Here is a 9,771-nt window from a genome sequence, read left to right on the forward strand (position 1 = left end):
GTTTCAGTGGTCACCGTCGGTGCATTCTTAGTGTAAACGTAGGTTACAGTTTGATCATTTGCTGTAAACTTACCTGTTGCCAGTGCACCTGTTGGATCAATCTTATTAAAAGTATAACCTGGTATTGTCTTTTGTGCGGTACTATACATGGTGTCCAAATCCCCGGATGTAGATGTAGATTCAGATATTTCGTTTCCTTGATCATCTACATACTTCGAAATAACAGTACCTTGCGCAATAGTATAATCAAACGAAATGTTTTTAAGTTGTTGTAGATTCGTATAAAACCCCGTTGAAGCTGAAATTGAAAAAGACATTGCCGTGTTACTTCCAAGCAAGCTAGAAATATCTTTAGTAAAGATAGTCCCATTATAGTTAACAGTCATAACATGATTTGAACCAGTGTAATCAATTTCTATTGGCAGAAATTGATTGTTTTGAGGCTTTGTTATCAGTTTGGCAGTACTTGTGTCTGTTATAGCTGTTCCCGTAGTCCCATTAACAAATGCACCGAACGCGCCCCCCATATTGGGGTCGGGTTGGAATAAACCAGATTCACCTGCTGAATTATAAAAAGTGTCCAGTTTAAATCCAAACGCACCAGGTACCCCACCAATACCAGCAGCGCCACCTTTTCCGCCTACTATATCAGTATCTCCGGGGTGGAATAGTATACCAATACCATCAGCTCCTTGAGGGTTAGTAGATTTATTACCCAGATTTATTTCACCTTTAAATACAAAGTTTTGAGACATATCAACTTTATTAATGAGCGTAATGTTTCCTACTTGAGATTGTTGATCAGGTGTTAGTGTTTGGACATAATTTGACAAATCATAGCTAAAGTTAGCTGCAGATCCATTCCTTTGAAAGTATTTCAAAAAATCAACAGGTTGAACAGACACCGTTCTAGAATTAGCGGCATAAACTGTACTAGTATTCAACAAGTTCATCGAATCAGTGGTTACTATCCCTCCCATTAAAAGAGTGGTAGCTGAAAATAACACCACCGACTTAGACTTTATTATATTTTTTTTCATCCTATATGATTCTCCTATTAGCCCTATTTTAGGGTCTATTAGTATTATACACAACCAATCCTACGTCACCTTTTTAAATAAGGCCATGGGGTTTACTTATTCTATGACTTACAGAATAATGGCGACGACAGTGGTACAGTTTGTATTTGAATCTACAACAAAGAAGTACTGATTAACGTGATCGTTCACTTCACAAAGTCAGTGCTTATGGATGCTGCTGTAACTGCAACTGTGTATGGTCAATGTTATGGCGACTGACTTTGGTATAGTTATGGTATGTCTTAATAAGACCTATTAATTTTATTATTTTAATTAAAGTGGTATCTTTTGTCTTAGAAATAGTATTAATGTATTTAAAATATTTAATTATAGGAGGAATGGATTATGATTTGGTCATTAATCGTTGGGGCAGTAATTGGGGCAGTTGCAGGTGCTTTAACAAACCGTGGAGAGTCTATGGGATGGATCAGTAATATTTTAGCCGGTCTGATTGGTTCTTCAATTGGACAAGGTGTTTTGGGACATTGGGGCCCTAGCTTAGCTGGAATGGCAATTTTCCCATCAATTATTGGAGCAGTTATTTTAGTTTTGATTGTGTCTGCAATCTTTGGTATTAAGGCAAAAAAGTAGCATTATATCGTACTGAGGGGGTATGCTATGAAGAGATTGTACAAGGTGTTACTTGTTATTATTCTTCTAATTTACTTAGTTAGTATTTCTACGATTATCTGGCCCGATATAATTACCAAAATACTTTCGTTTTTAGATCATATTAATTTACACAGTTCGCTTAGCGAACAAATGTTACTTAGATATAATGAGATATTTATTCTAGGATTAACTAGTGTAATTTTAATTGTTGTAATAGCGTTGCCTCGGCAAAGAAAATCTATTTTGTTAATTAACTCAGGGAAAGGCACACTGTCTTTGGGAAATGAAGGAATCAACAGTTTTATTAAGACACAGTTATCCGGCGAAGGATTAAGTAATATTCAAGTCAGTATCAAAAACACTAAACATATTAAGCGTTTTAACGTTACCGCCGATTCTGAATACAAAAAATCGATTATATCTGATTTACCACGAGTAGAAAAAAACTTAACTGATAGCTTGAGAAGCTTACTATCTGGGGTTGATAAATCACCTATTCGAGTAAATATAAAGGTAAATCAATCTAATAAGCGTAATAATAAAGCATCGCGAGTTATTTAATTTTAGGAGTTTATCGAGTATGGATCGTAAACAGACAGTAGTTTTTTTAAGTAGCTTAATTGGTTTTGTAATTACTATTTTATTAATTCAATTTGGCTTCATAAAAACGATACTAGTAGTTTTTATAACAGGAATATTCGGTTTCTTAGGCCTTTTGTTTGATAATAATCGTATCCAATTAAGTAAATTGTTACATGACATTTTTAATAAATAATGCGGGGGGATAAATTTATGACTACGGAAAATAAGACAGTAACACAGGAGACTGTAGCTCCTAAAGGACAATTGACGTTTGATGACAAAGTAATCCAAAAGATTGTTGGTTATGCAATTGAAAATGTATCAGGATTGCTAGGCGTAGATGGCGGCTTTGTAGCTAATATTAAGAATAAAATCGTTAATAGTGACAATCCAACAGATGGAATTAATGTCGAGGTTGGTAAAGAACAGGTTGCTGTAGATCTCAATATTGTTGTTGAATTTGGTCATAACGCACATGATATTTATAAAGATATTAGTAAAGTTGTATCTCAAAAGATAGAAGAAGCAACTAGTCTTACTCTAGTTGAACTTAATGTTGAAGTAATAGATATTCAAACTAAATCAGAATTCGAGGAATCACAAGTAACTATACAAGATCGTGTAACTGAGGTAGGAAAATCAGTTCAAGATAAGACAACAGACGGATTTGAAAAAATGAAATCGGTTACGTCTACAGATGATGATACGCGTGTACAATAACAATAATTTTAAGAAAGTTGGTTACTCATGATTAATAAGATATTAAAAGTGACAGCTGTTACTTCACTAGTTTTAGTAGGGATAGTTTCAGTAGCAACTGTTCTTACAGCAAAGGAAATTGATAAGGCTGGTGATAAGCTAGCCGATAAACTTTATAATTAAAATAAAAAATGAACGATAATACTGTCGTTCATTTTTTATTTTAATTATAAAGTTTTATTACATAATATTTTCAAAATACGGTGGTAAAAAGTGCAGAATGAAAAAATAAACACTTGCAAGTATTGCTGATGCTGGTTAAAGTTAAGACATCAACTAATCAAATATAAAAGAAAAGGCACTTATCAAGCCTGCAAGCAAGATAAGTGCCAGTGCAAAGAATGCATCACCATTCAAAGCACGTTGTCATTCAAGATGTAAGTACATTATAAGGTACTTACAGAGAATGCGTCAAGAAAAGAACAACTTCTGACGAGAGACAATGTGACTGAATCGGGTCACATTGTCTCTCGTATTTTTTTGCACTCGGTACCCGCCACGTTACGGCGACAGAGTAGAACGCACTCAGGACAAAGAAGCCTACATGGAGAGTAGGACGGCACGTGAAGAACCTTGCTGTATGCTCCACAGACAGCAAAAACAGAGACGTGGAGAAGAGATAGTTAATCGTCCAACACAATGGGTAGCGGTTAGTTTTCCGATCGCGGGTTGCGCCGTGATGAAGAAATATAGCATGCGGAAAAGCTGAACGAGTAATCGTTCGAAGTCAGTAGTCCTAGCGTTATGTCATGGGTTAAACAGTTACCATATGTCAAAAAACGCCCTGAGAAGCTCTCAGAGGCGTTTTTAGGTGTCAGCCATATAAATAGACACAAGTAGATATAAAACAACGTCAAAACATAACCAAAGGTTGTAAGGGGTAGCTTGAACATAATCTACTGTGATAGGAATATCAGTCGTTGCGAGATGCACTCAACGAAACACACCAATTAGCCCCATTAAGGGGATAGTTGGTGGAGTGTCGAGAGAGAGAGCCTTGCAGGCTATCCGCAACGCCTGATTGAGCTATTGTTCAACGTGGTGTTTAATAATTGGGTCTTTAAGGCGTGAGCATGCAAGGGGTCAAGGGGCTTTCCCCTGTGTCTGCCGAAGGCTTATAGGTATCCTGTGTAAAGAATACGCGGGGCACGAATGCAGATGGATTTCACTTATACAAATTTGTCCAGCGGTCGTTGTATAGCGTTACATTGATCCTTGCAGTTATTTATTGCGATAGCCAGTCGTTAAAATTAGGGTATTAACTAGGTGTTAACTTGTTATTATTAAGGTATTACTTTGTTATGATCAAGGCCATATCCGTACTGAACAGCCTGATAAATGGAGGAATTATGAGCGAATATAAAAAGAAATTACACGTTGTTCAACTTGATGCTGACTGGGTTGGACTTGCTGAAAAGGTTCTTGGTAAGCAAGGTATGAGTGTTGAAGAATATCTTGCTGCCGCATTGAAACGTGTGTACGTCTCTGATGAATTCCCCTTCGACCCTGAATTATCATATGATGAAGAAAAGCGGCTATTGGGTGATGAAGAATTTGATTATCAAAATGAACATAGTATTGATCTAACCCAGGAGCAAAAATTAGCAGATTGGTGGGCAGATACTGCCGAAGATTACGAATAACAAACTGTTCAGTTAGGCTTTACACTTTGAACAGTAATAAATGGACAGGTGAACACATGACTGAACACTTATATAAATCTGTAAAAGCACTTGCTGATGAGTTGGGGATATCGCGCACAACTCTCTATAAACGAGCAAAGTTAAATGGTATTGAATTGACTGGTAATTATACTAGTCAACAAATTAAACAGTTAAAAACTGTTCAATCTAAAATGGACACTGAACAGAAAAATGAACACTTTGCTGAACAGAATGAACACAAAGATGAACACTTTTCCCAATCAGAAATTCAAAGATTATCATCTCAATTGACGGTTAAAGATGAACAGATTGCTGAATTGAATCAGCAACTTAAGCAAGCACAGAAATTAGCTGATCAAGCACAACAATTGCAACTTAAAGCGCAGCTGCAATTGGAATCGGAGCAACAAAAAGTGTTGTCATTGGAAACTGAATTACAGCAAGAAGAAGTTGTGTCAGAAACCAGCGCAAACGGCGCCGAGAATAAAAAAGGTTTTTGGCGTCGGATATTTGGATAATTGGGTATTTTACCAGATAAGATATAGCCATCATTTCATTACCACCAGTCAGCGTTTTGCTGACAATGCGCACTTACACACAACATATAAATTTGTTGTGTGTAAGTGCTTAAATTTTGTATCAGAAGTTGCTACCGCAACAACCTAACTAACCGCCCGATAGTTGGTAGAAACAAAAAGCTAGTCACTGTCCAAAAAAACGGACAGTGACTAGCTTTTTGTTGTTGAATAGATAAGCTAAAAAATATTGAAAGACTGTGTGAAACACTTTTATTGTATCGCTAAATCAACAAATAGTTTTAATTTAGATATTTTTTAAATGTCCGTGGTGGTCTTTGGCAATTAAGTAATATACTGTTGCTGCAATAGACCATGCCCAGACGATGTGTCCCCAAAATTCTGAGAAGTGTTCAGCGAAAGGTTGATTCCATGGTGCTGGTATTGTACCAAATGCCGGCATTAAAATAATGTGCCAAATAATCCACAATGCAACACCGTATAGCGTTCCTTGCCATAGTCCAATGGTAGGCCAATATTGTGAGATAAAGACAAAAAGAATTGAAAATACAATTGCAAATGAAAAATGTAGAATAAGTGTAAACCAGAATACCTTTTGATCTTGAGAGTAATAAACAAAGGACTCAACAAGTTTTTTGGGTACACCCAACTGCATGGCCATATGTTGGGGAGGGTTAATTAAATTACGAGCAATGGTTCGTGGTGGGAACAAATTCTCCCAACCAATTTTTACCATGCCGGATATCATTCCAGCAATCAGACCATACCAAATACTTTTAATCGAAATTTCTTTAATATTCGCCTTTGGGGTAGTTAAATGAAACATAATTATTTATCCATCCTATCTGTAAATTGTATCTATATAATTAATCGATACGAACATATTATAGCAACGATTGTTGATGTAATAACAATTATTAGCTGTCAGGGTTAGGATTTACATAGCAACCGATAGTTAATTTAATTAGGCTTTTTCAGTCAGAATATTGACAAATTATACGTTGATTACGGAAGTAATCGCTTGTTTTTTGATAGAAAAAAATCCAGTCACCATCCAAAAAACGGACAGCGACTGGATTTTTTTGTACATGTACTTAAAATTTGATGTTTAAAAGTATACTATATGTTCGTCTAAGTGGCTAATTAAGCTGGTTATTTTTGAATTGGTCTAAATTGTGAAAAAGGACCGATCGGGGTGTTTGTGAAACGCCCCGATCGGTTCTTTTTAAGTTTGTGAAGTTAACGAGGTGAGCAATCAGCCGTCAGGCCTTGGTAAGGCTGGGACTTGGGATAATCGATGTTATGTCACCTTGCTTTGGTATAGGTCTAATATGATTGTTGATTTTACTTATATTAAAAATTTGTGTTTGCTCTTATGCTAGATTTACGGACATATTTTCTTCTGCTCTGTAAACTAATAGCATAGGCGCACCTGTAATAGTTATATATTTCCATCATCAATAACTAGTGAAAGTAAATTTTTTGGTAATACGAATAATGTGAGATATAATTACATATTACTATTATTTTATATTTTTGGGGGAGTTTCATGCTCATTTTGGATAAACTGCATGTTCAGTTTGGCGGATACATTGTTTTAAACAATGTATCCATGTCGTTTTCTAACAATAAATTTTACTTAGTTATGGCTCGTAATGGATCTGGAAAAAGCACGTTATTAAATGCCATATCAGGGTTAATTCCTTATTCGGGAAATATTAAGTATGACTATAAATCTAGCGAGACGTTTTATTTGCCGAATGATTTTATTTTCGATGCCAACATGTCAGGATATGATTATCTGACCTTATATAAGCAGTTTTGGAGCAGTAATATTGACATTAATGACACCGTGAAATTATTAAAGCTAGATTCATTTGTACACAAAAAAATAAATTCATATTCTTTAGGCATGAAACAAATGTTTGTGTTAGCACTGTATGTGATATCAGATACCAAAGTTTGGCTAATGGATGAATTGAACAATGGACTAGATGATGCTAATTCAGAAATTTTGAAAAAAATATTAAAATCTGCCAAAAATGAGGGGAAAATGATTATTTTTGTGACGCATCAGCCGCAAGAATTAGTTGATTTAGCAAATACTACGATTTCTTTAAATGATGGAAGGTTAATTTATAATGATTAAATTCACAATTTTTAACATTAAGGCTATTGTTCGAAAAAAATTATTTATTATTCCAATGATTCTGATTTTTGCTAGTGTCATCGGTATATATGCCGGCAATAATCGAGCAGCAAATAATTCAAATTTAGCTAAATTTGCCGAATCGGATTACACATATAATCAAAAACAGGTAAAAATGGACTCTAAATTCGTAGACGATTTCATCTCTGCAAGGATGAGCCATGAGAAGACAACGATAGATGCCTTCAATAATAAAGATTGGGCTAAAGCCGCTAAGAATAGTCTTTTCACAACGAATCAAGATATTGCATCACTAGAAAAAGCTGGTGGACGTGATGATCAAATAGCAGATTTTAAATCTCAAAAAGCAGTTTTAGAATACGTTGAAAAGCATAACGTATATCCAGAAATACCCGCCTTCGGTATAACTGGTTTTAATTTTCTATTTGATTCATTAACCATATATTTTCCTTGGTTTTGGTTTGCTGTAATTATTTTTGTTATTATTCCCATATTTACTTGGAAATTTCAAAACGGTAAAAATATGGATAATCTCATTCCAAAAAACAATATAGCCCTGGACTTTGACAGATTGCTGACTGCCGGAATTGTAGTGGTCTCAAGCTATTTTTTCCTGATATTATTTGCTTTCGGACTAGCTTCGCTATTCCATGGTATAGGAGATCCTAACTTCCCTATTATTATTCAAAATGAGACTTTGGGTGCTACTCAGCCAATCGGGCATATGCTGATCAAAACAGTCATTTTACAAACGTTATCCTTATTGGCTGCAATTGTTCTAGGACAATTTATAAGTAACCTTACCAAATCTGAGATGTTGGCTGCATTTTTGACTGTTGGAGTATTATTACTTCAAATTATCGCACCTTTTATCTTTTCGTTTATGAATAGTTTTATTCAGCTTATTCCTGGCGTCTATGTAAATGCTCCTAAAATACTAAATGGCTCTTTAATCCAAGTTACTAAAAATACTAACTTAACGTTCTCTAATGGTGTTATAATACTTTTGTTTGCGATTATTGTAGTAATACTTATGAACATTTCATATCATCGCATAACAGTTATTAAGGCAAAGGGGTAATGATTATGCCAAAGGGATTTAGGACAGCTGCAGCCGTTGGGTTGGCTGCATTGAGTATTGGAGTAGCGTCAACTGTGGCAGTTGAGTCAGTATCAGCACGTAGTGTACCAAGTTATCAACAATATGATATCAACGCATTTACGAGTAAAAAAACATACTATGCATGGCACTACACAACTTATTATGGTGGAACAGCCCACTATTATAACACTTGGGTAAGCTCTGGTTGGAACTATGACCGTTTCGAATCTGGGTACAACTATTATTAAAGTGAATTAATCCTTTAAAATTAAAAAAGCAACGTTAGCTAAATTTCGTAGAATAATAGCTAACGTTGCTTTTTTCTGTACATGGCTCTGATGTCAAGATTCCGGACTTCTTTTTCGAGCCCGATAGGGATCGTACCCTGAAAATTTTTCAAAATGGCCTGATTTCGTACAGATTTTGGGGCATTTTTTAATGTTGGCCAGGGATTTGTCCCTGTGCCTTCCGGAGGCTCTGGAGTTATGTTGGTCTAGTTTTGTTTTTGTTGAATTTCACAAGTTTGAGGATGCATCAAATAAGCCCTGACTTTTTGAACTTCAAAAAGTCAGGGCTTGCAAGCGCCGGTGTATAGGCAACTTTGTATAATCGATGTTATGTCGACTCCCTTTGGTATAGCTATATAAACTAATCGTTTTTATGCTTTTTACTCGTGAAAATCATACCCAAAATAATAGTCAGAATCAGCATCATTACACCAGCAATCGTAATGCTTTCTGTCTTATCAACACCTGTATTGGGTAATTCCATAGAATTAGGTAATGTTTGCTGTTCTTTTGATTGAGATACCAAAGAACCATTGTTATGAACATTTTTAGTAGTGACAGTCGGTGCATTCTTAGTGTAAACCACCTTGAATGATAGGTCATCAGAAGATCCCTTGACCACTTGCTTATCAATTTGAGCTTGATCAGGGGTATAGCCCTTTAAATCAGGGCTCTTCACTGCATCGAATGATTGATCGGCAGACCAATCACCATAAGTCTTTTCACCAGTGACAGCATCGGTAGAAACTTGGCGCGTAAACTTAACTGCGGCAGTGTGACTATCAGCTGCCTTATCACCATTAGCAAAGACGTAGTCGATGTTTTCGTTAACCGTCTTCGTTTCAGTGGTCACCGTCGGTGCATTCTTAGTGTAAACGTAGGTTACAGTTTGATCATTTGCTGTAAACTTACCTGTTGCCAGTGCACCTGTTGGATCAATCTTATTAAAAGTATAACCTGGTATTGTCTTTTGTGCGGTA

At 35.8% G+C, this 9,771-nt stretch carries 12 protein-coding genes; 9 read left to right on the plus strand and 3 right to left on the minus strand.

What is annotated here, in order from left to right:
- On the minus strand, positions 1-1,040 hold a 1,040-nt coding region (locus ACJ28U_RS00470; protein ID WP_407618044.1), incomplete at its 3' end, for a lectin-like domain-containing protein.
- Positions 1,041-1,424: 384 nt separating this feature from the next.
- Between ACJ28U_RS00470 and ACJ28U_RS00475 the strand changes: the two genes are divergently transcribed.
- From ACJ28U_RS00475 to ACJ28U_RS00500, 6 genes are all read left to right on the plus strand, one after another.
- Positions 1,425-1,670 carry a GlsB/YeaQ/YmgE family stress response membrane protein gene (locus ACJ28U_RS00475; protein WP_407618045.1) on the plus strand — a complete coding sequence of 82 codons (246 nt, stop codon included), beginning with the start codon at positions 1,425-1,427 and terminating at the stop codon, positions 1,668-1,670.
- Positions 1,671-1,697: 27 nt separating this feature from the next.
- The gene (gene amaP, locus ACJ28U_RS00480; protein ID WP_407618046.1) at positions 1,698-2,252 is read left to right on the plus strand and encodes an alkaline shock response membrane anchor protein AmaP; all 555 of its coding nucleotides are present in this window, start codon (positions 1,698-1,700) and stop codon (positions 2,250-2,252) included.
- A gap of 231 nt (positions 2,253-2,483) precedes the next feature.
- On the plus strand, positions 2,484-2,993 hold the full coding sequence (locus ACJ28U_RS00485; RefSeq protein ID WP_407618047.1) for an Asp23/Gls24 family envelope stress response protein: 510 nt from the start codon (positions 2,484-2,486) through the stop codon (positions 2,991-2,993).
- 27 nt (positions 2,994-3,020) lie between these two features.
- Entirely contained in the window at positions 3,021-3,155 is a 135-nt protein-coding gene (locus tag ACJ28U_RS00490) for a hypothetical protein (RefSeq protein ID WP_010370263.1), read from the plus strand.
- A 1,226-nt stretch (positions 3,156-4,381) separates the two neighbouring features.
- Positions 4,382-4,675 carry a hypothetical protein gene (locus tag ACJ28U_RS00495; RefSeq protein ID WP_407618048.1) on the plus strand — a complete coding sequence of 98 codons (294 nt, stop codon included), beginning with the start codon at positions 4,382-4,384 and terminating at the stop codon, positions 4,673-4,675.
- A gap of 56 nt (positions 4,676-4,731) precedes the next feature.
- Positions 4,732-5,214: a hypothetical protein gene (locus ACJ28U_RS00500; RefSeq protein ID WP_407618049.1), complete on the plus strand. Its 483-nt coding sequence runs from the start codon at positions 4,732-4,734 to the stop codon at positions 5,212-5,214.
- A 304-nt stretch (positions 5,215-5,518) separates the two neighbouring features.
- Here the strand turns inward: ACJ28U_RS00500 and ACJ28U_RS00505 are convergent, their stop codons facing one another.
- Positions 5,519-6,058 (minus strand): YagU family protein, encoded by a 540-nt coding sequence (locus ACJ28U_RS00505; protein WP_407618050.1) that lies wholly within the window; start codon positions 6,056-6,058, stop codon positions 5,519-5,521.
- Between the two features lie 723 nt (positions 6,059-6,781).
- On the opposite strand from ACJ28U_RS00505, the gene ACJ28U_RS00510 reads away from it, so the two are divergent.
- From ACJ28U_RS00510 to ACJ28U_RS00520, 3 genes are read left to right on the plus strand one after another with little or no spacing between them, the layout of a single operon-like run.
- Positions 6,782-7,381 (plus strand): ATP-binding cassette domain-containing protein, encoded by a 600-nt coding sequence (locus ACJ28U_RS00510; protein WP_407618051.1) that lies wholly within the window; start codon positions 6,782-6,784, stop codon positions 7,379-7,381.
- On the plus strand, positions 7,374-8,483 hold the full coding sequence (locus ACJ28U_RS00515) for a hypothetical protein (protein ID WP_407618052.1): 1,110 nt from the start codon (positions 7,374-7,376) through the stop codon (positions 8,481-8,483). Before ACJ28U_RS00510 ends, ACJ28U_RS00515 begins: the two co-directional genes overlap by 8 nt.
- 5 nt (positions 8,484-8,488) lie before the next feature.
- Positions 8,489-8,752: a hypothetical protein gene (locus ACJ28U_RS00520; protein ID WP_407618053.1), complete on the plus strand. Its 264-nt coding sequence runs from the start codon at positions 8,489-8,491 to the stop codon at positions 8,750-8,752.
- A gap of 400 nt (positions 8,753-9,152) precedes the next feature.
- On the opposite strand, the gene ACJ28U_RS00525 is transcribed toward ACJ28U_RS00520, so the two are convergent.
- Positions 9,153-9,771: mucin-binding protein (locus ACJ28U_RS00525; RefSeq protein WP_407618054.1), on the minus strand; the 619-nt coding region annotated here is incomplete at its 5' end.

This window comes from Weissella sp. MSCH1, from assembly GCF_045799135.1.
GTDB lineage: Bacteria > Bacillota > Bacilli > Lactobacillales > Lactobacillaceae > Weissella.

Excerpts from the sequence above, each read along its gene's own strand:
- amaP (WP_407618046.1), top strand. The coding sequence starts at position 1,698 with ATGAAGAGATTGTACAAGGTGTTACTTGTTATTATTCTTCTAATTTAC.
- ACJ28U_RS00495 (WP_407618048.1), top strand. The coding sequence starts at position 4,382 with ATGAGCGAATATAAAAAGAAATTACACGTTGTTCAACTTGATGCTGAC.
- ACJ28U_RS00500 (WP_407618049.1), top strand. The coding sequence starts at position 4,732 with ATGACTGAACACTTATATAAATCTGTAAAAGCACTTGCTGATGAGTTG.
- ACJ28U_RS00510 (WP_407618051.1), top strand. The coding sequence starts at position 6,782 with ATGCTCATTTTGGATAAACTGCATGTTCAGTTTGGCGGATACATTGTT.
- ACJ28U_RS00485 (WP_407618047.1), top strand. The coding sequence starts at position 2,484 with ATGACTACGGAAAATAAGACAGTAACACAGGAGACTGTAGCTCCTAAA.
- ACJ28U_RS00475 (WP_407618045.1), top strand. The coding sequence starts at position 1,425 with ATGATTTGGTCATTAATCGTTGGGGCAGTAATTGGGGCAGTTGCAGGT.
- ACJ28U_RS00490 (WP_010370263.1), top strand. The coding sequence starts at position 3,021 with ATGATTAATAAGATATTAAAAGTGACAGCTGTTACTTCACTAGTTTTA.
- ACJ28U_RS00515 (WP_407618052.1), top strand. The coding sequence starts at position 7,374 with ATGATTAAATTCACAATTTTTAACATTAAGGCTATTGTTCGAAAAAAA.
- ACJ28U_RS00520 (WP_407618053.1), top strand. The coding sequence starts at position 8,489 with ATGCCAAAGGGATTTAGGACAGCTGCAGCCGTTGGGTTGGCTGCATTG.
- ACJ28U_RS00505 (WP_407618050.1), bottom strand. The coding sequence starts at position 6,058 with ATGTTTCATTTAACTACCCCAAAGGCGAATATTAAAGAAATTTCGATT.